A 21,990-nucleotide genomic window follows, 5' to 3' on the forward strand; every position below is an offset into this window, starting at 1 on the left:
GGGGGCACATGAACATCAACCGCAGGTTCGCGCTGGGGCTGGGCTCGGTCGCGGCGGCGAGCGCCGTGCTCGGGTCGACGGCCGGGACGGCTCAGGCGCAGACCACCGAGGCGGAGTGGGACGCGTTGATCCCGACGACGGCCGACCAGGCCCGGCGCAAGATCGCGTGGAAGTACTCGGCGCTGACCTCCCGGGCGGGCGGCACGTGGTCGTCCTACATCGGCGTGGCCGACCCGGACGGCACCGTGAAGCCCGCCGTGGAGGCCGAGGCCGACCGCGTGGTCGAGGCGTACAGCGTGAACAAGATCGCGGTCGCGGTGGCCGTGCTGGACAAGGTCGACCGCGGTCTGATCACGCTCGACCAGCGGGTCGAGGTGACGCAGGCGATCGTCATCCAGGACACCGACGGGATCTTCGGGCTCGACGGCGCGTACCCGAGTTCGGTCACCGTGGGGCACGCGCTGGCGGCGTTGCTGACGGTGTCGGACAACACGGCGGTGCGGTTGTCCGGCCTGGTCGTGCCCGCGTTGGAGCTCAACGAGATCCTGCGCTCGAAGGGCTTCGTGCACACGCAGGTCGTGCCCGTGGCCAACCCGAACCGGTTCTTCCTGGGCACCACCACGCCCCGGGAGACGTTCACGCTGCTCCAGAAGCTGGTCGCGGGTCAACTGCTGTCGCCCGCGTCCACCGCGCACCTGCTGAAGGTGCTGCGGTCGTTGACGTCGTTCACCGACGGGATCCGGCTCAACCTGTCGTCGGCCGAGCGGCTGAACGTGGCGACCAAGGCGGGCTGGTTCAACGACGGCCGCAACGAGGCGGGCATCGTCTTCGACGCGGCGGGCAAGCCGGTGATCACGTACGCGCTGTTCGCGTCCGGCCAGTTCAGCGGCGACCAGGCGGCGAACGCGGACAACTACAGCGCCACCCACCCGGCTCTGCGCGCCCGCGCCTCCCTCGGCCGCACGCTGTACGACTCGGTGCTCCGCATCACCGCGAACACCCCGCGCACCTACCGCGCACAGCAGTACAAGCCGAGCAACGGCGGCTGATCACGTCCCGGCGCCCGCCCTCGTACCGGGCGGGCGCCGGGGCGTCGGTCGACCACACGGAACCGGGGGATGACCCGTGATCGACGTGAAGACGTACCTGCACGACGACCTGCGCTGGATCCGCGAAGCGCTCCTGGCGAAGCTCGACGGCCTGTCCGAGTACGACGTGCGGCGTCCACTGACCCCGACCGGGACCAACCTGCTCGGTCTGGTCAAGCACCTGTCCACCTCCGAGGCCAGGTACTTCGGCGAGGTCTTCGGCCGACCGTTCCCCGAACCGCTGCCCCGCTGGGACGACCAGGCCGAGCGCCGCGCCGACATGTGGGCCACCGAGCACGAGACCCGCACCGCCATCGTGGACCGCTACCGACGCGCCTGGGCGCACGCCGACGCGACGATCACCGCCCTCGACGCCGACTCACCCGGCCACGTGCCGTGGTGGCCACGACCGGACGTGGCGCTGTTCAACGTCCTGGTGCACGTGCTCACCGAGACGAGCCGGCACGCCGGGCACGCCGACATCCTGCGCGAGCAGATCGACGGCGCGGTGGGCACGGACGCCGACGGCATGGCCCAGCCGCAGGACGCGGCGTACTGGGAGGAGCGCCGGGCGATGATCGAACGAGCCGCCAGAGCAGCCGACCCGTCCTAGCCCTGACCTCGGACGTTCCGTCAGGAACCGTCTTCGAGTCCAGCAAGAAAGCTCCGCCACTGCCCGATGGTGAACGACAGCGTCGGCCCAGCCGGGTTCTTGGAGTCCCGCATGGCGATGCCCTCACCCACTGGGGCTACCTCGACGCAGGATGCTCCCTCCGAGCTGAAGCTGCTCTTGCGCCAGGCCGCGCTCGACAGATCTCCGTGCTGCATAGCTGCCCGAACCCTCCTTCGTTCCTAGCCGGTGGCAATCTCGGCGATCAGCGCCACCGAGTCATCAGGACTCTTGGCCACCGCGACCAGGTGCTCGAAGCCCGCCCGGAAGCGTTCGATGTCGGCGTCCGACTCCAAAAATATCTCACCCGCCTGGCTGTCGACGTAGATCAGGTCGGTGTCCAGCGCGTCCTCGAATTCCATGACGACGAACTCCCCCGGCATCCCTGGATGGGCACCTGCCCCGAACGGGATGACCTGGATCGTCACCTGGGGCATCTTGGCGGCTCGCAGCAGGTGCCCGAGCTGCCCCCGCATGGCGGTCGGTCCACCGACCTCGCGGTGCAGTGCGGACTCGTCGATGATCGCCCAGAGCTTGAGCGGTTTCTCCTTCGTCAGAACGGCCTGGCGCTCGATCCTGGTGCGGACCCGGTCTTCGACCTGCTCGTCGGTCGCGTCGTAGGAACCGCCGCGGATCACCGCACGGGCGTAGTCCTCGGTCTGGAGCAATCCGGGGATGAATTGCCCTGAGTAGTGGCGGAGCCCGTACGCGTCGGCTTCGAAGCTGATGTAAGCGGTGTAGCCCTCCCGGAGATTCTCGTGCCAGGGCTGGATCCACCCCTCCCCCGCCGACTGCTTGTAGAGCGCCTTCAAGCGCATCTGCTCGTCCGTCGGAACCCCGTACAACTTGAGCAGCATGTCGAAGGTCCGGTACTGGGGCCGTGACCGCGCCGTCTCGATGCGGTAGAGCGTGGTGGCGTGCAGTCCGGTCCGCTCCTCCACGTCCTCCCGACGCAGATCGGTCCCGTCGCGAAGTCGTCTGAGCTGACCGGCCAACCTGCGCAGTCGGATGGTCGGCGTGCTCTTCTTCGCGGCCACGATGTCCGTCCTCCTCAATGCTGCACGGCCATGCTGCGGCAATGCTGCACGGCGAATGCAAGGCACCTCTTTGCGTTTTTTGCAATCCACCCTCGATATGTGGAGCCTTGCGGGCAGTCACGGTATCGGCGACGCAGCGTAACCACCACCGCCTTGACCGGTGGGGCGAGAGGAGCGACATGACCGAGCAGGAGTTCACCGCGCTGGTGCACGAGGTGGCGCACGAGGAAGCGCCGAGGCTGTTCGCGATCGTGGAGGAGTACGGGCAGCGGGAAAGCGTTCGCGTGGCGGGTTACGGCGTGGCCTTCGAGGACCGGGCCGAGGTCAGCGCCGTGGAAGGCGGCTTCCACCTCAGCTCCCAGAACCCGGAGAACGCACGCGCCCTGTTCGAGATCAGCTCGCGGTCGGCGGGCACGCGACGAGCCCACCTGGTGTGGCTCGGGTAGCAGGCCGGGTGGCGCGTCCACGCCACCCGACCCGTCAGGCGACTACTTCGACGGCACCGTGGGCAAGGTCTGCGTCGGGCTCTCGTCCGGCGGCGGGTTCCGCGGGTCCGGGGGGTTCTTCCGGTCGGCGTTCGACATGGTCGGATCCTCTCGCGGCCGGCACCACCCGTGGGGTGCACCCGCACACACGGCCGGGTGATTCCAACTCGATGATTCCAACTCGATGATCCCAACTCAGTGCGACGTATCCGACGCACACCGTGACCCTCCTTAAAGCAGGGGGTGATTCGATGGCAGACCTGCTGCACCTGCGCGCGCAACGGCCGGAGGTGCGTCCGCCGCTGCGCGGGTCCCACGAGATCCAGGGCAACGTGCTGGCCGCTTTCAACAAGGACCACCAGCTGTTCCGGTTCGTCCGCTTCACCGACGACGGGCTCGGCCGCACGTGGTTGGCCGCCATGCTCGGCCACCTCGCGACCACCGCCGACGTCGAGGACTTCAACGAGGTCTTCTCGCTCGGCCGCACGCTGTTCGGCGGCGACCCGGAGGGCCTCAGGACCACCTGGGCGAACGTGTCCCTCACGCCGGAGGGCCTGGTCGGGCTGAGCATCAACCCGGACGCCACGGCACAGGACCTCGAAGCCCACTTCCCGCACACCGCCGAACAAGCGGCGCGGGCCAACGGCGACACGGGTGACTCGTCGCCCGTCCACTGGCTGTTCGGACGCGCGGGCCGGCACGTGCACGCCGTGGTCACGGTCGCGTCCGACGACCCGGACCGCCTTGCGGAGACCGCCCGCAACCTGGACGTGCTCGACACCCTGCTCGGCGTCACCACCGTCCACGAGCAGCACGCCGCCACGCTGCCCGGTGAACGGCGCGGGCGCGAGCACTTCGGCTACAAGGACGGCATCTCGCAGCCCGGCGTGCGCGGCTTCCACCACGAGGACCCCGACCGCCCCGGCCACCGCGCCGGCCGGCCGGGATCGCTGCTGGTGAAGGCGGGCGAGTTCGTCTTCGGCCACCCGACCGAGTCCGACCGGCCGCCGGCCGCCGCGTGGCTGACCGACGGCTCGATCCAGGTCGTCCGCCGCCTCACCCAGGACGTCGACGGCTGGCAGGAAGCCGTCGAGGCCCGCGGGCGGGGTCCGGCGCTGATCGGCAGGCACCCCGACGGCCGCCCGCTGGCCGCCGCCCGGGGCAACGACTTCGACTACTCCGACGACCCGGCGGGCGCGACCACGCCGTGCCCGGCGCACATCCGCAAGGCCAACCCGCGGTCGTTCACCCACCGGACGCCCCGGCAGCACCGCATCCTGCGCCGGGGCATCCCGTTCGGCCCCGCCCACACCGGGTCCGCCGACGACGACGAGCGCGGCCTGGTGTTCGTGGCCCACTGCACGTCGCTGGAGGAGCAGTTCGAGCGGATCCAGCAGACGTGGGCGCGCAACCCGGACTTCGCACCGGGCGAGCGCGGCGCGCCCACGGGCGTCGACGCGGTCCTGGGTGGCCGGTTCGTGCGGACCACCGGGGCGCTGTACGCGCTGGTGCCGTCGGTGAGCACGCTGCGGCTGCTCGCCGCCGGCCGCGAACTGCCCCGCTAGCCCAGAACTGCCCTGTTAGCCCAGAACTGCCCCGTCAAGGGGTGATCGGGAGTCGGTCGTGGCCGCCGTCCACGACCGGCTCCCACCCCGTCGCGTGCCGGCGCACCAACTCCGCCGCGACGGCGTCGAACGGCCGCGCCCACACCTCCTCGTTGAACACCTCGACCTCCACGAACCCGGCGTACCCGGCGTCGGCGACGAGCGCGGTCAACCCGACCAGGTCGATGTGCCCGTCACCGGGCAGCCCGCGCCCCAGCAGCACGTCGGCGGGCAACGGCGTCACCCAGTCGCACACCTGGTAGGAGTGGATGCGCGGACCGGCCCGCCGCACGTCGGCCGCCAACGCCGGGTCCCACCACACGTGCAGGGCGTCCACGACCACCCCGACCACCGACGACGGGTACGGCGCGGCCAGCTCCAACGCCTGCGCCAACGTCGACACCACACCCCGGTCGGCGCAGAACACCGGGTGCATCGGCTCCAACGCCAACCTCACCCCCGCCGCCTCCGCGTACGGCGCCAGCACCTCCAACGCCGACGCGACGCGCCCCCGTGCCGCCACGAGGTCCCGGTCCGGCACCCCGCCCGGCACCAGCACCAGGCACTGCGCACCCAGCGCCGCGGTCTCGTCGATCGCCCGCCGGTTGTCGTCCAGCCGCTGGTCGAAGCCGGTGAAGAAGCCGCCCCGGCACAGCGACGACACCGTCAACCCGGCCGACGCCACCAGCGCCGCCGTCCGCTCCAGCCCGTGCTCGGCCACCGGGTCGCGCCACAGCCCGACCGCGCCGATCCCGTTGCGCACGCACACGTCGACCACCTCGGGCACGGACGCCCGCTTCACCGTGGCCTGGTTCAGCGATAGCCTCACGTCAGCACGTCCTCACGTCAGCACGTCCAGCAGTCGTCCCCACCGCGCCGCCGCGAGGTCCGGGTCGGGCAGCAGCCCGGCCAGGTCCGCCAACCGCAACGCCTCGCCGAGGTGCACCACGTCCCGGGCCGACTGCAACCCGCCGACCATGCCGAACGCGTCCTGGAAGCCGCCCAGCCAGGCCAGGAACACCACACCGGTCTTGTAGTAGTACGTGGGCGCGCCGAACAGGTGTCGCGACAACGCCACCGTCGGCTCCAGCACCTCGTCGTACCGGGCCCGGTCGCCCGCGTCCAACGCCCGCAACGCGGTGGACGCGGCAGGCGCGATGGCGTCGAAGATCCCCAGCAGCGCGTCGCTGTGCCCGGCGGAGTCGCCCGCGATCAGCTCCGGGTAGTTGAAGTCGTCGCCGGTGTAGCACCGCACGCCCTCGGGCAGCGCCCGCCGCAACCCCACCTCGTGCGAGGCGTCCAGCAGCGACACCTTCACCCCGTCCACCTTGTCCGGGTAGGACTTGATCAGGTCCAGGAAGTGCCCGGTCGCCTCGGTCACGTCCGCGGAACCCCAGTAGCCCGCCAACGCCGGGTCGAACGCGGTGCCCAACCAGTGCAGGACCACCGGCTGGTCGACCTCCTCCAGCAGCGCCCCGTACACCTCCTGGTAGTCCTCGGGTCCGCGCGCCGCGGCGGCCAGCTTCCGGCTGCACATCAGGATCGGCTGCGCGCCCGCCTCCACCACGGCCGCCAGCTGCTCCCGGTACGCGGTCAACGGGTCCGCCGTGTCGTGGTCCGTGCCGACGCCCGCCGCCAGCCGCCCGGAGGCGATCGACGCGCTGCGCCGGATCAGCTCCAGCGCCGTGTCCCAGTCCAGGCCCATGCCGCGCTGCGCGGTGTCCATCGCCTCGGCCACGCCGAAACCGTGCTCCCACAACCGCACCCGGTAGGCCAGCGTGGCGTCCCAGTCCAGCACCGCGGGCGCGCCGGGGACGTTGCCGCCGAACGGGTCCGCCACGACGTGCGCCGCCGCGAACGCGACCCGCGACTCGAACGGCCCCGCCTCCCACGCCTTCGGCGCGCCCAGCCGGTGCCGCCGGAACGTGCCGTCCCGGCCGGGCAGCAGCACGGAGGTCACGCGGGCACCTCGATCCGCCGGCCGGTGCGGGAGGACTCCAGGCCCAGCGCGGCCAGCCGCACCGTGCGCACGCCGGAGTGGAAGTCGTGCGCGTACGGCGCCCCGACGGCGACGTGCTTGAGGAACTCCTCCCACTGCACCAGGAACCCGTTGTCGAACACCTCGTTGTCCGGCACCTCCTGCCACAGCGACCGGAAGTCGATCGACTGCGGCACGTCGGGGTCCCACACCGGCTTGGGCGTGATCTCCCGCGACTGCACCTTGCAGTTGCGCAGCCCGGCCACCGCGCTGCCCAGCGTGCCGTCCACGTGGAACTCGACCAGCTCGTCGCGGTTCACCCGCGTCGTCCACGACGAGTTCACCTGCGCCACCACGCCACCGGTCATCTCGAAGATCGCGTACGCCGCGTCGTCCGCCGTCGCCGCGTAGGGCTCGCCCTGCTCGTCCCACCTCGTCGGGATGTGCGTGACGGCACGCGCGGTCACCGCCTCCACCGGGCCGAGCAGCCCTTCCAGCAGGTAGCTCCAGTGGCAGAACATGTCCACGACGATCCCGCCGCCGTCCTCGGCGCGGTAGTTCCACGACGGCCGCTGCGCGCTCTGCCAGTCGCCCTCGAACACCCAGTAGCCGAACTCGCCGCGCACCGACAGCACGCGGCCGAAGAACCCGCCGTCCAGCAGCCGCTTCAGCTTCCGGATGCCCGGCAGGTACAGCTTGTCGGCCACCACGCCGTGCCGCACGCCCGCCGCGTCGGCGTGCCGGGCCAGCCCCAGCACCTCCTCCGGCGTGGCCGCGACCGGCTTCTCGCTGTAGACGTGCTTGCCCGCGTCGATCGCCGCGGTCAACGCCGACACGTGCGCCGACGTCACCTGCGCGTCGAAGTAGACCGACACGTCCGGGTCGCCGAGCGCAGCGTCGAGGTCGGTGGTCCAGCGCGGCAGGTCGTGCCGCTCGGCGATCTCCTTCAGCTTGGCGGCGTTCCGGCCGACCAGCAGCGGCTCGGGGACCAGCACGTCGTCGCCGACCCGGACCCCGCCGCGCTCGCGGATGGCCAGGATCGACCGGACGAGGTGTTGTCGGTACCCCATCCGCCCCGTGACCCCGTTCAACGCGACGCCGATCGTGCGCACCGCCATGCGTACACCCCGCTCACAGTATATGGAAAGCGCTTTCCAACACGCTACGGTCGGCTCCTCGCGGACGTCAACCTCTCCGCGGGCTAGTCTCGGCCGATCAGAACCGTGAAGGAGGCGGCGTTGGCGTCGCGGCAGGTCACGCTGGCGGAAGTGGCGAAGCACGCGGGCGTGTCGCTCGCCACCGCGTCGCGCGTGCTCAACGGCAGCACCCGGCAGGTGAGCGAGGAGCTGCGCGAACGGGTGCTCGGCACCGCGCGCCGCCTCGGCTACCTGCCCAACGCCTCGGCGCAGGCGCTGGCGCGCAACTCCAGCGTGCTGGTCGGCCTGGTGGTGCACGACATCGCCGACCCGTACTTCTCCAGCATCGCCGCCGGCGTGACCAGGATCGCCGAGGACGCGGGCCTGGTCGTCGTGCTCGGGACCACCGGCCGCGACGCGCGCCGCGAGGTGGAGCTGGTCAACACGCTGCGCGCGCACCGGGCCCGGGCCGTGGTGATCGCGGGCAGCCGCACCACCGACCGGTCGGCGTCGCGGCAGCTGGCCGAGGAGATCACCGCGTTCACCGCGCAGGGCGGCCGGGTGGCGTGCGTCTCCCAGGCCAAGCTCGGCACGGACACCGTGGTGCCCGCGAACCGGTCCGGCGCCCGGGCGCTGGCCCGCCGGCTCGCCGGGCTCGGGCACCGCCGGTTCGCCGTCCTGGCCGGTCCGCCGGACCTGCTCGTGGCGCGCGACCGGCTGGCCGGGTTCAAGGCCGGCCTGGCCGACGAGGGCCTCGACCTGCCCGACGCGAACGTGATCGCCAGCGGCTTCACCCGCGACGGCGGGCACGCGGCGGTGGCCGACCTGATCGCCGCCCACACCGGCGCGACCTGCGTGTTCGCCGTGAACGACGTGATGGCGCTCGGCGCGATGGCGGCGTTGCGGGACCACGGGCTGCGGGTGCCGCAGGACGTGTCGGTGGCCGGGTTCGACGACATCCCCACCCTGCGCGACCTGGTGCCGGCGCTGAGCACGGTGCGGCTGCCGCTGGAGGAGATGGGCGAGCGGGCGGCCCGGCTGGTGCTGGACGACGTGGTGGCCGGACCGCGGACGGTCCGGGTGGCCGGCGAGGTCGTGCTGCGGGCGAGCACGTCCGCGCCCGGCGGTGTCGGCCTGCGCTGACCGGCGGTTACGCTCTATTCTGGACACCGTTCGACCACCCCTCACGAGGAGTGATCCCTTACCGTGCGCGACGCGCAGTCCCCGGGCTGCAGTACCGAGCCGGGTCCGATACCCGGCTGCCAGCCCCACCAGTCCCAGCCCTGCCGGTCCCGGCCCCACCGCTCCCACGGCGGGCGGGTCCGATGACCGTCCTGCTCAGCGTGCTCGGCATCGCCGCCGTGGTGCTCCTCACCATCGGCACGTTCATCGCGGTCGCCGCCGAGTTCTCCCTGACCGCCCTGGAACGCAGCACCGTCGAGGCGCACGTCGCCCAGGTGGGTGACGCCAAGGCGCGGACGGTGGAGAAGGCCCACCGGTCCCTGTCGTTCCAGCTCTCCGGTTCCCAACTGGCGATCACCATCACCACCCTGATCACCGGCTACATCGCCGAACCCACCATCGCCCGGCTGGTCTCCCCCGTGCTGACCGGCGTCGGCGTGCCCGCCACGGCGGCCGGCCCGATCGCGTTGACGTTCGCGTTGGCGCTGGCCACGGCGTTGTCGATGGTGTTCGGCGAGCTGGTGCCGAAGAACCTGGCCATCGCCAGGCCGCTGGAGACCGCACGTGCCGTCGCGGGTGTGCAGGCCAGGTTCTCCGCGGTGTTCCGCTGGCTGATCACCGCCCTGAACGGCACCGCGAACTGGCTGGTGCGCCGGCTCGGCGTGGAGCCCGCGGAGGAGCTGGCGTCGGCCCGCTCGCCGCAGGAGCTGGGCGCGTTGATCCGCTCCAGCGCCGAGCAGGGCACCCTCGACCCGGGCACGGCGACCCTGCTGGACCGGTCCCTGCGGTTCGGCGACCGCACGGCGGACGAGCTGATGACGCCGCGCGTGCGGGTCGAGTCGCTGCCCTCGGACGCGACCGTGCTGGACCTGGTGGCGAAGGCGCGGGAGACGGGTTTCTCCCGGTTCCCGGTCTACCACGGCGACCTGGACGAGGTGCGCGGGATGGTGCACGTCAAGCAGGCGTTCGGGGTGCCCCGGTCGCAGCGGGCGACGACGCCGGTGTCGGCGCTGACCAGGCCGGTGCAGACGGTGCCCGCGACGTTGGAGGGCGACGCGCTGCTGGACCGGCTGCGCGCCTCCGGTCTGCAGACGGCGCTGGTCGTGGACGAGTACGGCGGCACGGCGGGCCTGGTCACGCTGGAGGACCTGGTCGAGGAGATCGTCGGCGACGTGCGCGACGAGCACGACCGGCGGGAGACCTCGCCGGTGCGGCGGTTGGGCGGCGACGCGTGGCTGGTGTCGGGCCTGCTGCGCGACGACGAGGTCGTCGAGGCGACCGGGTTCCGGATGCCCGAGGGCGACTACGAGACCGTGGCGGGCCTGGTGCTGGCGCGGTTGGGCCGCATCCCGGACGCCGGTGACGAGATCCGGGTGGACGACTGGCGGATCACCGTGGTGCAGATGGATCGGCACCGGGTGGCCGAGCTGCGCGTGGCCCGGGTCGACCCGGCCACCGAACCGACGGCGACCGACCCGACGGCGACCGATCCGTCCGTGCCCGATCCGTCCGTGCCCGATCCGTCCGTGCCCGACCGATCGGGGTTGTCGCGATGAGCGTGCTGGTGATCCTGTTGCTGTTGGCGGGCAACGCCTTCTTCGTCGGCGCCGAGTTCGCCATCATCACCGCCCGCCGCGACCGGCTGGAGGCGTTGGCCGAGCAGGGCAGCAGCCGGGCCCGCACGGTGATCAAGGCGGGCCGCGAGCTGCCGCTGCTGATCGCCGGCGCGCAGCTCGGCATCACGCTGTGCTCGCTGGGCCTGGGCGCGCTGGGCGAGCCCGCGGTGGCGGCCGTGCTGGAGGCGCCGTTCCACGGCGTCGGCGTCCCGGACGCGGTGCGGCACGGTGTGGCGTTCGCGTTGGCGCTGATCATCGTGGTGGCGCTGCACACCGTGCTGGGCGAGATGGTGCCGAAGAACCTGGCCATCGCCGGTCCCGAGCGCACCGCGCTGCTGCTGGTGCCGGCGCACCTGTGGTTCTGCCGGTTGGTGGCGCCGCTGCTGCGCGGGTTCACCGTGGTGTCGACGGCGGTGCTCAAGCTGGTGGGCGTGACGCCGAGGGACGAGATGGAGTCCGCCTACACCCGGGACGAGCTGGCCCTGCTGATCGGGCAGTCGCGGCAGGAGGGCCTGCTGGAGGACTCCGAGCACCGGCGGCTGGCGCAGACCCTGTCGTCGGCGGAACGCACCGTGGCCGACGTCCTGGTGCCGCTGGACCGCATCACGTCGGTACCCGCGGGGCCGACCATGGAGGAGGTCGAGGCCGCCGTGTCGGCCACCGGCTTCTCCCGGTTCCCGGTGCGCGAGGACGACCGGCTGATCGGCTACCTGCACGTCAAGGACGTGCTGGACCTGGCGGACGCCGACCCGTCGACGCGGGTGCCGCCGAGCCGGGTGCGCGGCCTGCCGCGGGTGCCGGTGGACGCGAGCCTGGACGACGCGGTGGCGGCGCTGCGGCGCTCGCAGAGCCACCTGGCCCAGGCCGTGTCGGTCGAGGGCGTCGTGCGGGGCCTGGTGGCGTTGGAGGACCTGGTCGAGGAGTACGTCGGCACCGTCCGCGACGGCACGCACGTGCGGCGCGAGCTCTGAACGCCGATGAGGCGGGACCGGTGGATCCCGGTCCCGCCTCACGTCCGGCCGCCCTCGGCGCCTTGCTCAGCCCGTCATGACGCGGGCCGCACCGCGGGCAGGCTGATCAGTTCCCGATCCAGCTCCCGGTCCCGATCCAGCTCCCGGTCCCGGTCCAGCTCCCGGTCCCGGTCCAGCTCCCGGTCCCGGTCCAGCTCCCGGTCCCGATCCAGCTCCCGGTCCGGCTCCCGTGCCGCGGGCAACTCCTCCAGCGGCGGCACGCTGACCAGCTCCAGGTCCTGGTCGGCGGCCCGGTCGAGGGCCGTCACGATCCACGCCTCGAAGTCGGCGTTGGCGGCCGTCGCGGCCCGCCGCCACCGGTCCACCGCGTCGCTGCCCGCGCTGACCCGCGGGATCACCGCGCGCTGCGACTTCGAGCCGGGGTCCCGGCTCTCCCGCAACGCCCGCCGCAGCGCCGTGCGCGACCAGCCCTCGCGCTCGGCGCGGTCGAGCCACGCGTCCTGCTCGGCCGGCGGCAGCGCGGCGACCTCGGCGTGGTGCTGGAACGGCAGTCCCTGGCGGCGGCGCGACGGCTCGAACTTGCGCACGATCCACGCGTAGTTGCGCAGGGTCTGGTAGTCGAGACCCACGGCCTCGACCGCCCGGCGGTACCGATCGGTGTACTTGTCCTGGCCGAAGACGAGCCAGTCGCCCAGGTACCACGCCGACGAGCTGGCGATGCGGGAGATCCGCTGCCCCGCCTGCTCCCAGGACTCGAACGTGACGTCCCGCGGGAACGCCAGCCCCACCGGCGTGGTGAGGATCCGGCCTTCGACCGCGCCGACGGGACGACGGCGCGGCACTGCGTTCACCTTGTCCACTTGCTCCCCCTGATCCGCTTTGAGTCTCATTGCACCCAAGGGGCCTCACACACCGGTCAACTTCCGCTCACACCGTGAACCCGATCCGGCCCATCGGCGGACAACAGGTGACCGCCCTTCACCCGGGAACAGCCGGAAAGGCCACCATGACACCCACCGACGCCGAGATCATCGAACGGTCGCGGCACGAGCCGGACGCCTTCGCGGCGATCTTCGACCGGCACGCGCCGCACATCCAGCGGTACCTCGCGCGCAGGCTCGGCCCCCAGGTCGCGGACGACCTCGTGGCCGAGACGTTCCTCACCGCGTTCGACAAGCGGCGGCGCTACGACCCGGCCCGACCGGACGCCCGACCGTGGCTGTACGGCATCGCGACCAACCTCGTCGGGCAGCACCGCAGGCAGGAGGCGCGCCGCTACCGGCACGGTCCGGCCGAGCACGCCGAGCAGGACCACGCGGACCGCGTCGCCGCCGAGGTGACCGCGCACGCCATGCGGTCGCTGCTGGCCGGCGCGCTGGCCGGGCTGTCCGCCGAGGACCGGGACGTGCTGCTGCTCGTGGCGTGGGAACAGCTGAGCTACGAGGAGGTCGCGACGGCGTTGGCGATCCCCGTCGGCACGGTGCGGTCCCGGTTGCACCGGGCCCGTCGCAAGGTCAGGCAGGCGCTGGGCGGGCAGAACCCCACCGAGGTCGAGGAGTTGCTGAACAATGGATGAGTTGCGGTTGGTGCGCGAGCTGGGCGACGAGACGCCGTTGCCGGACGAGGCGTCGCTGGCGCCCGCGCGGGCGGCGTTCCTCGCCGGTGTCGCCGAACGGGGGCCGGTGCGGCTGCGCAAGAAGCGGTCCCGGTTCACGCTGGTCGGCGCGTCCGCGATCGGGTTGGCGGCGGCCGTGGCCGCCACGATCACCCTGCTACCGGCCGGTCAGCCGGACCCCGGGGGCCAGGCGGCGGCCACCTCCACCTCCGCCACCTCGGCCTCGGCCGAACCGGTGACCGACGCCGTGCAGCTGCTGAACTTCGCCGCCAGGGCGGCCCGGGCCGACCCCGCCGCGGCACCCCGCCCGGACCAGTTCGTCTACACCCGCAGTAGTGGCACCGGCGGTGCCACGCGGGAGATCTGGCTGTCGGTCGACGGCACCCGGGACGGCGTGCTGCACGATCAAGGCGAGGAGGTCCCCCTGCCGGGGTGCGAGAACGGGCAGCGGGACGTGTTCAAGGTGCCCGGCCAGGTCCTCGGCACCGAACCGTGCGAACCGAGCCGCGCCTACCGGTCCGACCTGCCGACCGATGTGGACGGGATGCTGGCCTACCTGGACGCCAACGCCAGCGGCGCACCGGGCAGCGTCAACGCGCGCGGCAAGGACGTGTTGAGCCTGATCAACGAGTCGATGCTGCCGCCGCTGACCAGGGCGGCCCTGTACGAGGCGGCGGCACGGGTGCCGGGTCTGTCCGTGGTGCCGGACGCGCGTGACGCGGCGGGCAGGCCGGGCCTGGGCATCACCTGGCCGGTGCCGGAGGGGTCGTCGCCGGACGCCGAGCCGGTGGTCATCGTGTTCGACGCGCAGACCTACGAGCTGCTCGGCACGAACTTCCACGCCATCACCGCACAGGCCGTGGTGGACCTGGCCGGGCAACGGCCCTGAGGGCCCGGGTGGGACCGGTCCGCCGGGGCGCGGTCGGTCCCACCCGACTACGGTTGGTCACGTGGATCCGCGTGAGGATGACGACGAAGAGGACGACTTCGACCCGGAAGAGGACGAGGACGGGTTCGACGACGATGACGCCGAGGACGAGGACGAGGACGAGGACGACCTGTTCGGCGTGACCTCGGAGCCCCGCACCATCTGCCACCTGTGCGGAGGGGCGGGGTTCATCGCCAACCCCACGTCCGCGGTGATCGGCGGCGCCCCGCGCACCGTCGACAACGGCCGCGAGTGCCCGCACTGCACCGGCGCCCGCAAGTTCCCGGGCCTCATCCCACCGCTCTGACCCTCGGGACCAGGTCATCACCGGCCACGGCCGGTAGCCGCCAGGTCGGCGTTGCCGGCACGCACCGACACCCGGCGGGCTCGACGACCCAACGGTGTCAGCGGCAGACCCGACGACCGTACGGCGTCAGCGGCAGACCCGGCGGCGTCAGCGGCAGACCCGGTGGCCCGGCGGCGTCAGCGGCTCGCCGCGACCAGTTCCGCCTCGCGGAACGCCCGCGGTGACAGCCCGATCCACGCCGCGGCCAGGGCGCCGACCTGGATCGCCGCCGCCCCCAGCCACACCGCGCGCAGGCCGAACCCGGCGGCCACGAAACCGCCGGCCAGCGCACCCAACGGGGTCAGGCCCCATGCCAGCGCCCGGTGGCTGGTGAGGACCCGGCCCAGCAGCGCGGGCGGGGTGAAGCGCTGGCGGCTGGACTGCGAGCAGACGTTCCACACCATCACGATCGCGGCCTGGACGAACAGCACGACCCCGATCGCCCACGCCCAGGGCGGCAGCACGGCGATCAGCGCGATGGTGATCACCATCCCGACCTGGCCGAGCCGCATCGACCACGCGTACCCGAGCCGGCCGACCACCCGGCTGACCCCGAACGACGACACCACCCACCCGGCGGCCGCGGACGCCAGCATCACGCCGTAGCCGACCGCGCCGAGCCCCAGCACCTCCTTGGCGTACAGCACGAACATCGCCATCGTCGCGCTCGCCGCGAACGACCCGAGCGCCACCGCCACCGTGATCGACAGCAGCAACCGCGACCCGACCAGGTACCGCAGCCCTTCGGCGATGTCGCGCATCGGGTGCTTGGTCGACGGCGTCGCCGCAGCCGACCGCAAGCCCCACACCAGCACCAACGCCACCAGAGCGGCCGCGCAGGCGACCCACGCGGGCGTGCCGAGGCCGAACGCGACCAGGAAACCGGCGACCGGCGGCACGACGAACTGGACCACACCCCGGTCGATCACGATCAGCCGCGCGTTCGCCGTCGCCAACCGGTCCGGCTCGACGACCTCGGGCACCAGCGCGCCGGTCGCGCCGTCACCGAGCACCTGCGCCGAGGTCACCACGAACGCCACGACCACCAGCAGCGGCAGGCTCAACGCGTCCGTCACCCCGGCCACGGCGAGCGCCAGCGTCGCGCACCCCTGCACCGCGTACGCCGACGCGAGCACCGTGCTGCGCCGCACCCGGTCGATCAGCACGCCCGCGAACAGCGAGAACAGCAGCCACGGCGACTGGCCCACCACGTTGACCAGCGACAGCTGCCGCGGGTCGGAGGTGATCGTGGCCGCGATCCACGGCAGCACCGCCAACATCAGACCTTCGGCCACCGAACCGGACACCGCGACGGCCTGAAGCCGCACCCACCCCCTGGACATGGTCCACACCCTGCCAACCAAGTCCCGAAGCGACGAACGTTTTAGCGTGGGGTGAACCCGCGGCGGCCCGGAGCGTCGCCGCGGACCGACCGTGGGCCGACCGACGTGAGGGGCGAAGTACCCTGGTGACGTGGGGGTCGTCCTGTCCGAAGCGGAGTGGACCGCGCGCCGGGACGCGCACGCGGACCGCGTGCGCCGCTGGACCGGTCCGCACCACGAGCGCAAGGCCGCCGGCCGCAAGCACCCGGTGCTGGACTTCCTGTTCTCCTACTACTCGCACCGCCCGTCGCGGCTGGAGCGCTGGCACCCCGGTCCCGGCGTGGTCCTCGAAGGCGACGCGGCGCGCGTCTACCTCAAGTGGCCGGTCTACCGGCGCACCACCGACGGTGTGGCGCTGGACGTCGGGGCGTTCGCCCGGGAACGGGCCAACACGATCGGGTTCGCCGGCCGGTTGCTCGCCGCGACGGCGGGCCGCGCGCCCCGGCTCGGCTGCTTCGGGTTGCACGAGTGGGCGATGGTCTACCGGCAGCGGCCGGAGCAGGTGCGGCACGACGCGTGGCCGTTGCGGCTGGGCAGCGAGGGCACCGACCGGGTGGTCGAGTCGCAGCGGGTGCAGTGCGGGCACTTCGACGCGTTCCGCTTCTTCACCCCCGAGGCACGGCCGCGCAACGCGGTGCAGCCGACCAGGGAGACCCAGGTCGAGCTGGAGCAGCCCGGCTGCCTGCACGCGAACATGGACCTGTTCAAGTGGGCCTACAAGCTCGACCCGGCCACGCCGTCGGAGCTGGTGGCGGACTGCTTCGAGCTGGCGCTGCGCATCCGCGAGCTGGACATGCGGGCCAGCCCGTACGACCTCACCGGGCTCGGCTACGGGCCGGTGCGGATCGAGACGGCCGAGGGACGCGCGGAGTACGCGCGGCAGCAGGCCGCGTTCGCCGAGGCCGCAGCGCCGCTGAGAGCCCGGCTGATCGGGCTCACGGAGGCGCTGGCCGCGGCTCTCGTCACAGCCCGATAACCCTCCGTCACTTCACTTCCCGCCAAGTCATCACCTGTTAGCGTGACGCCGGTCGGGATTCGCCAGCCGTATCCGGTGGACGCTGAGAGGAAGACGATGTCTCGACACCGCGCGCTGCGGACGAAGGTGCGGCGCGGCATCGCGACGTGGCCCGTGGCCATCGTCGGCCTGGTCGTCCTGCTGGTGCTCGGGTGGCTTGGCTGGAGCTGGGTCGGTGGCATCGTGGAACGCCGTGCCGCGGCCCAGGCGGGTGACTGCAACGAGGGCGAGGCGCTGCTCCGGGTCGCCGCGACGCCCAGCGTCGCCGAGGCGGTCAAGCAGGTCGCCGAGGCGTGGAGCAGGCAGCGGCCCGTCGTCTACGACCACTGCATCCGGGTCGAGGTCGGGTCCATCGACTCCGAGGTCGTGCTCCAGGGCCTCACCCAGGGCTGGAACACCGCCGACATCGGTGAACGGCCGCACGCGTGGATCACCGACTCGATGCTGTGGGCCAACCGGCTCGGCGCGCAGAACGCGACCCTGCTCGGCGCGGCGCCCGAGTCGATCGCGGCCAGCCCCGTGCTGCTCGCCCTGCACCAGGATGCGGCGCAGGCGGTGCAGTCCGGTGCCGGGTTCCGCTGGACCGACCTGCCCGACCTGACGGGCGCGGCGGACGGCTGGAGCCGGTTCGGGCACCCCGAGTGGGGCGGGTTCAAGGTCGCCATGCCCGACCCGGCGACGAACGCGGCCACCGCGATGGCCGTGCAGTCGGCCCTGGCCGGCGCGAGCCCCGAGGGCAAGGGCCCGGTCACCACCGAGATGCTCGCGCTGGAACCGGTGAAGAGCACGATGAGCAGGCTGGCGTCGTCCAAGCCGGAGCAGACCCCCGCGAGCACGTGGGAGGCGCTGAACGTGCTCGCCGACGACAGCGCGGTGAACGCGGCCGGGTTCAGCGCGGTGCCGGTGTTCGAGGTGGACCTGTACCGGCACAACACCGGCAAGGACAGCGGCGCGCCGCTCGCGCAGCCCCTGTACGGGGTGGCGGCGGGCGGGCCGACGCCGATCGCGGACTTCCCGTTCGTGCCGCTGGCGGGCGACTGGGTCGGCGAGGCTCAGGTGCGCGCGTCGCAGGCGTTCCGGGAGTTCCTGCGTGAGCCCGACCAGCAGAGGATCCTGGCTGGCGCGGGCCTGCGGGTCGACGCCACCAGCGAGCGGCCCAAGCCGTCGCCCGGCCTGCGCTGGCCCGCCGTGACCGACACGCTCACGCCCGCCGACGCCAACACCACCCAGCAGATCTCCGCCGCCTGGGCGACCGCCGACGACGGCCAGGTCGTCACCGTGCTGGTGGACACGTCGAAGTCGATGGAGGAACCCGGCGGCGACGGCCGCAGCCGGATGGACTGGGTGCGGCAGGCGCTGGCCGGGCAGGTCAACCGGTCGGTGTCGGGGTCGCTCGGGCTGTGGGAGTTCTCCCGCCAGCTCGACGGCGACAAGCCGTACCGGCAGCTCGTGGCCACCGGCCCGGTCGCCGCGCAGCGGCAGGCGCTGCTGGACGGCGTGGCCGAGCTGGAGCCGCAGAGCGCGACCCAGCTCTACACCAGCGTGCTCGCGCTGTACGAGCGGATGCTGGCGGACTACCAGGACGGCAAGCGCAACCGGATCGTGGTGCTCACCGACGGCGTGAACGACGGCGGGCTCACGTTCCAGGAGCTCACCTCGCGGCTGGCGTCGGTCAAGCAGGCCGGCAAGGACATCGCGATCAGCGTCATCGCGATCGGCCCCGACCCGGAACGCGCGCCGCTGTCCGAGCTGGCCCGCTCCACCGGCGGCACGCTGTCGGTGGTCGAGGACGGTCGCGGCGTGGACGCCGCCCTCGGCCAGCTGCTGTCGGCCGACTAGACCGTCACCACGACCTTGCCGCGCGCGTGGCCGGCCGCCACGTGCTCGACCGCGCGCGCCGCGTCGCTCAGCGGGTACGTGTGGCCGACCACGGTCCGGAGCTGCCCGGACTCCGCCAGGCGGGCCAGCTCCTCCAGGTCGGCGCGCGTGGTCCGGGCGAGCAGCGGCGCCATCCGGCGGCGGGTGAACGGCCGGATCACCTCGGCCTTGAGCCGGTGCCTGCCGCCGCCCAGCCACCTGCCGCCGTTGCCGCTGTTCGGCATGAGCACACCGGTGGGCGTGAGCAGGCGCAGCAGCGCGGCGAACGGGTGGTTCATGACGTGGTCGAGGATCGCGTCGTACCGCTCGGTGGTGCGGGTGAAGTCCTCGCGGGAGTAGTCCACGACGTGGTCCGCGCCCAGTTCCCGCACCAGGTCGACGTTGGTCGGGCCGCACACCGCGGTCACCTCGGCGCCGGTCGCCTTCGCGATCTGCACCGCGTACGTGCCGATCCCGCCGGACGAGCCGTTGATCAGCAGCCGCTGCCCGGCGCTGAGCCGTGCGGCGTCGCGCAGCATCTGCACGGCGGTGATCCCGGCCAGCGGCAGGCCCGCGGCCTCCTCGAACGTCATGCCGGCCGGCTTGGCGGCCAACTGGTCCTCATCGGCGCACGCGTACTCGGCGAACGTGGCCCGGCCCTCGCCGAACACCTCGTCACCGGGCTTGAACCGGGTGACCGCGCCGCCGACGGCCTCCACGACACCGGCCACGTCCGTGCCGGGGGTGGTGCGCTTCGGCGTGCGCAGCCCGAAGCCCGCCAGCCGGACCACGTACGGCGTGCCGGTCGAGATGAACCAGTCGGCGATGTTCACCCCCGCCGCGTGCACCCGCACCAGCACCTGCCGCTCCCCCGGCTCCGGGCGGTCGATCTCCCGGAACTCCAGGACGCCCGGGTCGCCGTACCTGTCCTGCACGATCGCCTTCATGGTCACTCCACCGTTCTGAGGATGTGTTCGACGGACGCGGTGCGGGTGCGCAGGTCGGCCAGGTCCGCGGCGGTGCGCTGCTGCACGTCCAGGGTGTTCTCGGCCAGCTGCTCGTAGCGGCGCACGAGTTGGCGCAACCCCTCGGCCCGCTCCGCGTCGAGCTTGGACTTGCGGGTCTCTAGGTAGCCGTTGATCAGGAACATCACGAACACGAGGGTCAGGAACAGCACGCCGACCGCGAACACCGCGGACGGCCAGGTCATCTGGTCGAGGTTCATCGCGAACGCTCCTCTCGGGCCGGACCGCGTGACGAGTCCGTTGTGGTCAGGGTGGCGGCGGCCGCGGCGAGCAGCGCCGGGGTCAACCGCAGGTCGAAGTCCGCGACCTCGAAGTACTTCATGGCCTTGCCGTCCTCCGACAGCTCCAGGCTGCCGACGACCAGCCCGGCCGCCTCCAGCCGTTGCAGGTGCATGTGCAGCAGCGGCCTGCTCACCCCGATGACGCGGGCGAGGTGGCTCACGTAGTCGCGACCGCCCGCCAGCGTCGCGACGATGCGCAGCCGCAGCGGGTTGGACAGCGCGGCCAGCACCTCGACCAGCTCGTCACCGGTCGGCGAGGTGCCTGTCATGGCACTCCTTCACGTGTAAGAACTTTCTTACACGTGTAACCGTAGCACGTCAGCGCTGGTAGAGGGCGGCCATGGCGGTGATCCGGGCGATGACCCGCTCGCGCAGCTCCGGTGGCTCCAGCACGTCGACCTCGGGACCGAGGCGGAGCAGGTCGACCACCGCGTGCTCCAGCGACTCGACCGGGATCCGGACCGTCGTCCACTCGCCCTCGGGCTCGACGTCCCGGAGCTCGCGGGCGGCGACGAGGCCGAGCAGGACCTGCGCACCGCGCAGCCCGTTCGGCGTCATCCGGACCGTCACCCGCATCGGGTACATGCGCCGCTCGAACCGCTCCGACCAGCCCGCCCAGTACTCGGCCAGGTCGAACCCGTCGGGCCGGTCGAACGACTCGTCCAGCGCGGTCAGCTCCACCACCCGGGAGACCCGGTAGGTGCGCAGGCCGTCCGTGCGGGCGACGAGGTACCAGGTGCCCGCCTTGAGCACGAGCCCGAGCGGCTCGACCGTCCGCTCCACCTCGACCTGCGCCCACCGCACGTACCGGACGCGCAGCCGTCGTTGCTGCCACACGGCCTCCGCGATCGCGGCCACGTGCGGCGTCCCCTCGTTGCCGCGGAACCAGCCCGGCGCGTCCAGGTGGAACCTCTCCCGCACCCGCGCGGCCCGCGACCGCAGCTCCGGCGGGAGGGCGGCGAGCACCTTGAGCTGGGCCGCCGCCACCACCGCGCCCAGCCCCAGCTCGGCCGCCGGACCCGGCATCCCGGCCAGGAACAGCGAGTCGGCCTCCTCGGTGGTCAACCCGGTGAGCCGGGTGCGGTACCCGTCGACCAGCCGGTAGCCGCCCGCCGGGCCGCGGTCGGCGTACACCGGGACGCCCGACGCGCCGAGCGCCTCGACGTCGCGGTAGACGGTGCGGACGGAGACCTCCAGCTCGTCGGCCAACTCCTGCGCCGTCATCCGGCCGCGCGACTGGAGCAGGAGGAGCAGGGACAACAACCGGCTGGCACGCATGGCGCCATCCTGACAGGAGCTGTCAGGTATGCACGGCAAGCTCCTGGCCATGACCACCGCACAGGCCAACGCCGAGATGAAGAGCTGGGACGAGCACACGTGGGACGGCCGGCGCTACGACGAGGTCACCGGTCCGAAGCAGACGGTGGGCGGCATGACCGTCTCCTACACCGGCGACCTGGAGGCGTTGGGCGACATGCGTTTCGTCATGTCCTACCCGGACGACGACTCCTGCGCCTCCACGGGCTACGAGGTCGTGACCGGCACCCTGGACGGCCGCGAGGGCAGCTTCGTGCTGCACCACACCGGCGGTTTCCGCGACGGTGTCGCGGACGGGACGTTCACCGTCGTCTCGGCGACGGGCGGCCTCTCGGGCCTGACCGGCACCGGCCGCATCACGTGGGCGCAGGGCGGACCGGGCCGGTTCGAGCTGACCTACGAGCTGCCTCGACCCGGCACCGCCCCACGACCGGATGACGAAGGGTGATCCCTCCGC

24 protein-coding genes are annotated in these 21,990 nt (G+C 72.5%); 13 read left to right on the top strand and 11 right to left on the bottom strand.

Annotated features, from left to right (window positions below; translation table 11 throughout):
- Positions 1-8: 8 nt before the first annotated feature.
- Together AB0K14_RS28100 and AB0K14_RS28105 are read left to right on the top strand one after the other, a co-directional pair.
- Positions 9-1,049 (top strand): serine hydrolase, encoded by a 1,041-nt coding sequence (locus tag AB0K14_RS28100; RefSeq protein ID WP_360449266.1) that lies wholly within the window; start codon positions 9-11, stop codon positions 1,047-1,049.
- Positions 1,050-1,125: 76 nt separating this feature from the next.
- The gene (locus tag AB0K14_RS28105) at positions 1,126-1,701 is read left to right on the top strand and encodes a DUF664 domain-containing protein (RefSeq protein ID WP_360449264.1); all 576 of its coding nucleotides are present in this window, start codon (positions 1,126-1,128) and stop codon (positions 1,699-1,701) included.
- Between the two features lie 20 nt (positions 1,702-1,721).
- Here AB0K14_RS28105 and AB0K14_RS28110 read toward each other — a convergent pair whose 3' ends face one another.
- The gene (locus AB0K14_RS28110; RefSeq protein ID WP_360449261.1) at positions 1,722-1,916 is read right to left on the bottom strand and encodes a DUF397 domain-containing protein; all 195 of its coding nucleotides are present in this window, start codon (positions 1,914-1,916) and stop codon (positions 1,722-1,724) included.
- Positions 1,917-1,940: 24 nt separating this feature from the next.
- Positions 1,941-2,795 (bottom strand): helix-turn-helix transcriptional regulator, encoded by an 855-nt coding sequence (locus tag AB0K14_RS28115; RefSeq protein WP_360449258.1) that lies wholly within the window; start codon positions 2,793-2,795, stop codon positions 1,941-1,943.
- Positions 2,796-2,974: 179 nt separating this feature from the next.
- Between AB0K14_RS28115 and AB0K14_RS28120 the strand changes: the two genes are divergently transcribed.
- Positions 2,975-3,241 carry a hypothetical protein gene (locus AB0K14_RS28120; protein WP_360449255.1) on the top strand — a complete coding sequence of 89 codons (267 nt, stop codon included), beginning with the start codon at positions 2,975-2,977 and terminating at the stop codon, positions 3,239-3,241.
- 290 nt (positions 3,242-3,531) lie between these two features.
- Positions 3,532-4,845, top strand: coding sequence for a Dyp-type peroxidase (locus AB0K14_RS28125; RefSeq protein WP_360449253.1), 1,314 nt, complete (start codon positions 3,532-3,534; stop codon positions 4,843-4,845).
- Positions 4,846-4,879: 34 nt separating this feature from the next.
- On the opposite strand, the gene AB0K14_RS28130 is transcribed toward AB0K14_RS28125, so the two are convergent.
- From AB0K14_RS28130 to AB0K14_RS28140, 3 genes are read right to left on the bottom strand one after another with little or no spacing between them, the layout of a single operon-like run.
- Positions 4,880-5,713, bottom strand: a complete 834-nt coding sequence (locus AB0K14_RS28130) for a sugar phosphate isomerase/epimerase family protein (RefSeq protein WP_360449250.1) — start codon at positions 5,711-5,713, stop codon at positions 4,880-4,882.
- Positions 5,714-5,725: 12 nt separating this feature from the next.
- Positions 5,726-6,844 carry a dihydrodipicolinate synthase family protein gene (locus tag AB0K14_RS28135; RefSeq protein ID WP_360449247.1) on the bottom strand — a complete coding sequence of 373 codons (1,119 nt, stop codon included), beginning with the start codon at positions 6,842-6,844 and terminating at the stop codon, positions 5,726-5,728.
- Positions 6,841-7,980 (bottom strand): Gfo/Idh/MocA family oxidoreductase, encoded by a 1,140-nt coding sequence (locus AB0K14_RS28140; RefSeq protein ID WP_360449244.1) that lies wholly within the window; start codon positions 7,978-7,980, stop codon positions 6,841-6,843. Before AB0K14_RS28140 ends, AB0K14_RS28135 begins: the two co-directional genes overlap by 4 nt.
- A 120-nt stretch (positions 7,981-8,100) precedes the next feature.
- Here AB0K14_RS28140 and AB0K14_RS28145 point away from each other — a divergent pair, with 120 nt between their 5' ends.
- The 3 genes from AB0K14_RS28145 to AB0K14_RS28155 all read left to right on the top strand — a co-directional run bounded on the left by AB0K14_RS28145 (position 8,101) and on the right by AB0K14_RS28155 (position 11,767).
- Positions 8,101-9,141: a LacI family DNA-binding transcriptional regulator gene (locus AB0K14_RS28145; protein ID WP_360449241.1), complete on the top strand. Its 1,041-nt coding sequence runs from the start codon at positions 8,101-8,103 to the stop codon at positions 9,139-9,141.
- A 182-nt stretch (positions 9,142-9,323) separates the two neighbouring features.
- Positions 9,324-10,736 (top strand): hemolysin family protein, encoded by a 1,413-nt coding sequence (locus tag AB0K14_RS28150; RefSeq protein WP_360449239.1) that lies wholly within the window; start codon positions 9,324-9,326, stop codon positions 10,734-10,736.
- Positions 10,733-11,767, top strand: a complete 1,035-nt coding sequence (locus tag AB0K14_RS28155; protein ID WP_360449236.1) for a hemolysin family protein — start codon at positions 10,733-10,735, stop codon at positions 11,765-11,767. Before AB0K14_RS28150 ends, AB0K14_RS28155 begins: the two co-directional genes overlap by 4 nt.
- A gap of 74 nt (positions 11,768-11,841) precedes the next feature.
- On the opposite strand, the gene AB0K14_RS28160 is transcribed toward AB0K14_RS28155, so the two are convergent.
- Positions 11,842-12,618: an LmbU family transcriptional regulator gene (locus AB0K14_RS28160; protein WP_360449233.1), complete on the bottom strand. Its 777-nt coding sequence runs from the start codon at positions 12,616-12,618 to the stop codon at positions 11,842-11,844.
- A gap of 155 nt (positions 12,619-12,773) precedes the next feature.
- Between AB0K14_RS28160 and AB0K14_RS28165 the strand changes: the two genes are divergently transcribed.
- From AB0K14_RS28165 to AB0K14_RS28175, 3 genes are all read left to right on the top strand, one after another.
- The gene (locus AB0K14_RS28165) at positions 12,774-13,343 is read left to right on the top strand and encodes an RNA polymerase sigma factor (RefSeq protein ID WP_360449230.1); all 570 of its coding nucleotides are present in this window, start codon (positions 12,774-12,776) and stop codon (positions 13,341-13,343) included.
- Positions 13,336-14,271, top strand: a complete 936-nt coding sequence (locus AB0K14_RS28170; RefSeq protein WP_360449227.1) for a CU044_5270 family protein — start codon at positions 13,336-13,338, stop codon at positions 14,269-14,271. Before AB0K14_RS28165 ends, AB0K14_RS28170 begins: the two co-directional genes overlap by 8 nt.
- A gap of 61 nt (positions 14,272-14,332) precedes the next feature.
- On the top strand, positions 14,333-14,617 hold the full coding sequence (locus AB0K14_RS28175) for a hypothetical protein (protein ID WP_360449224.1): 285 nt from the start codon (positions 14,333-14,335) through the stop codon (positions 14,615-14,617).
- Between the two features lie 176 nt (positions 14,618-14,793).
- Here AB0K14_RS28175 and AB0K14_RS28180 read toward each other — a convergent pair whose 3' ends face one another.
- Positions 14,794-15,999, bottom strand: a complete 1,206-nt coding sequence (locus AB0K14_RS28180) for an MFS transporter (RefSeq protein WP_360449221.1) — start codon at positions 15,997-15,999, stop codon at positions 14,794-14,796.
- A gap of 130 nt (positions 16,000-16,129) precedes the next feature.
- On the opposite strand from AB0K14_RS28180, the gene AB0K14_RS28185 reads away from it, so the two are divergent.
- The gene (locus tag AB0K14_RS28185; protein WP_360449218.1) at positions 16,130-17,014 is read left to right on the top strand and encodes a 3-methyladenine DNA glycosylase; all 885 of its coding nucleotides are present in this window, start codon (positions 16,130-16,132) and stop codon (positions 17,012-17,014) included.
- Positions 17,015-17,110: 96 nt separating this feature from the next.
- On the top strand, positions 17,111-18,892 hold the full coding sequence (locus AB0K14_RS28190) for a substrate-binding domain-containing protein (protein WP_360449216.1): 1,782 nt from the start codon (positions 17,111-17,113) through the stop codon (positions 18,890-18,892).
- On the opposite strand, the gene AB0K14_RS28195 is transcribed toward AB0K14_RS28190, so the two are convergent.
- Genes AB0K14_RS28195 through AB0K14_RS28210 form a run of 4 tightly spaced genes read right to left on the bottom strand, consistent with a single transcriptional unit; the run spans position 18,889 to position 21,494 of the window.
- The gene (locus AB0K14_RS28195) at positions 18,889-19,857 is read right to left on the bottom strand and encodes an NAD(P)-dependent alcohol dehydrogenase (RefSeq protein WP_360449213.1); all 969 of its coding nucleotides are present in this window, start codon (positions 19,855-19,857) and stop codon (positions 18,889-18,891) included. The two genes, AB0K14_RS28190 and AB0K14_RS28195, sit on opposite strands and share 4 nt — an antisense overlap.
- A 2-nt stretch (positions 19,858-19,859) precedes the next feature.
- Positions 19,860-20,135 (bottom strand): hypothetical protein, encoded by a 276-nt coding sequence (locus AB0K14_RS28200; RefSeq protein ID WP_360449211.1) that lies wholly within the window; start codon positions 20,133-20,135, stop codon positions 19,860-19,862.
- Complete coding sequence (locus tag AB0K14_RS28205) at positions 20,132-20,485, bottom strand: winged helix-turn-helix domain-containing protein (RefSeq protein WP_360449209.1); 354 nt, start codon at positions 20,483-20,485, stop codon at positions 20,132-20,134. Before AB0K14_RS28205 ends, AB0K14_RS28200 begins: the two co-directional genes overlap by 4 nt.
- 49 nt (positions 20,486-20,534) lie before the next feature.
- Positions 20,535-21,494 (bottom strand): YafY family protein, encoded by a 960-nt coding sequence (locus tag AB0K14_RS28210; protein ID WP_360449206.1) that lies wholly within the window; start codon positions 21,492-21,494, stop codon positions 20,535-20,537.
- A 28-nt stretch (positions 21,495-21,522) separates the two neighbouring features.
- On the opposite strand from AB0K14_RS28210, the gene AB0K14_RS28215 reads away from it, so the two are divergent.
- Positions 21,523-21,981 carry a DUF3224 domain-containing protein gene (locus tag AB0K14_RS28215; RefSeq protein ID WP_360449204.1) on the top strand — a complete coding sequence of 153 codons (459 nt, stop codon included), beginning with the start codon at positions 21,523-21,525 and terminating at the stop codon, positions 21,979-21,981.
- Positions 21,982-21,990 lie beyond the last annotated feature (9 nt).

The sequence above is a fragment of the Actinosynnema sp. NPDC050801 genome, from assembly GCF_040673975.1.
Taxonomy (GTDB): domain Bacteria; phylum Actinomycetota; class Actinomycetes; order Mycobacteriales; family Pseudonocardiaceae; genus Actinosynnema.

Bases quoted from the DNA above. Each gene is read 5' to 3' on its own strand.
- AB0K14_RS28210 (WP_360449206.1), bottom strand. From the start codon at position 21,494: ATGCGTGCCAGCCGGTTGTTGTCCCTGCTCCTCCTGCTCCAGTCGCGC.
- AB0K14_RS28170 (WP_360449227.1), top strand. From the start codon at position 13,336: ATGGATGAGTTGCGGTTGGTGCGCGAGCTGGGCGACGAGACGCCGTTG.
- AB0K14_RS28150 (WP_360449239.1), top strand. From the start codon at position 9,324: ATGACCGTCCTGCTCAGCGTGCTCGGCATCGCCGCCGTGGTGCTCCTC.
- AB0K14_RS28125 (WP_360449253.1), top strand. From the start codon at position 3,532: ATGGCAGACCTGCTGCACCTGCGCGCGCAACGGCCGGAGGTGCGTCCG.
- AB0K14_RS28120 (WP_360449255.1), top strand. From the start codon at position 2,975: ATGACCGAGCAGGAGTTCACCGCGCTGGTGCACGAGGTGGCGCACGAG.
- AB0K14_RS28215 (WP_360449204.1), top strand. From the start codon at position 21,523: ATGCACGGCAAGCTCCTGGCCATGACCACCGCACAGGCCAACGCCGAG.
- AB0K14_RS28110 (WP_360449261.1), bottom strand. From the start codon at position 1,916: ATGCAGCACGGAGATCTGTCGAGCGCGGCCTGGCGCAAGAGCAGCTTC.
- AB0K14_RS28140 (WP_360449244.1), bottom strand. From the start codon at position 7,980: ATGGCGGTGCGCACGATCGGCGTCGCGTTGAACGGGGTCACGGGGCGG.
- AB0K14_RS28200 (WP_360449211.1), bottom strand. From the start codon at position 20,135: ATGAACCTCGACCAGATGACCTGGCCGTCCGCGGTGTTCGCGGTCGGC.
- AB0K14_RS28195 (WP_360449213.1), bottom strand. From the start codon at position 19,857: ATGAAGGCGATCGTGCAGGACAGGTACGGCGACCCGGGCGTCCTGGAG.
- AB0K14_RS28190 (WP_360449216.1), top strand. From the start codon at position 17,111: ATGTCTCGACACCGCGCGCTGCGGACGAAGGTGCGGCGCGGCATCGCG.
- AB0K14_RS28165 (WP_360449230.1), top strand. From the start codon at position 12,774: ATGACACCCACCGACGCCGAGATCATCGAACGGTCGCGGCACGAGCCG.
- AB0K14_RS28100 (WP_360449266.1), top strand. From the start codon at position 9: ATGAACATCAACCGCAGGTTCGCGCTGGGGCTGGGCTCGGTCGCGGCG.
- AB0K14_RS28155 (WP_360449236.1), top strand. From the start codon at position 10,733: ATGAGCGTGCTGGTGATCCTGTTGCTGTTGGCGGGCAACGCCTTCTTC.
- AB0K14_RS28180 (WP_360449221.1), bottom strand. From the start codon at position 15,999: ATGTCCAGGGGGTGGGTGCGGCTTCAGGCCGTCGCGGTGTCCGGTTCG.
- AB0K14_RS28205 (WP_360449209.1), bottom strand. From the start codon at position 20,485: ATGACAGGCACCTCGCCGACCGGTGACGAGCTGGTCGAGGTGCTGGCC.